The organism is Paenibacillus sp. USHLN196 (assembly GCF_037144955.1).
GTDB lineage: Bacteria > Bacillota > Bacilli > Paenibacillales > Paenibacillaceae > Paenibacillus > Paenibacillus xylanexedens_C.
Genome location: NZ_JBBCYH010000084.1, coordinates 1 through 220, shown reverse-complemented (window position 1 = coordinate 220; position 220 = coordinate 1). Strand labels below are relative to the sequence as shown.

Below are 220 nucleotides of genomic sequence, written 5' to 3'. Positions count from 1 at the left end.
TAAGGGTTGCGCTCGTTGCGGGACTTAACCCAACATCTCACGACACGAGCTGACGACAACCATGCACCACCTGTCTCCTCTGTCCCGAAGGAAAGGTACATCTCTGTACCGGTCAGAGGGATGTCAAGACCTGGTAAGGTTCTTCGCGTTGCTTCGAATTAAACCACATACTCCACTGCTTGTGCGGGTCCCCGTCAATTCCTTTGAGTTTCAGTCTTGC

At 52.3% G+C, this 220-nt stretch carries 1 rRNA gene; it reads right to left on the bottom strand.

The annotated features are described in order from the left end of the window. Positions 1-220, bottom strand: a 16S ribosomal RNA gene (locus WFI24_RS34665); the annotation flags it as partial.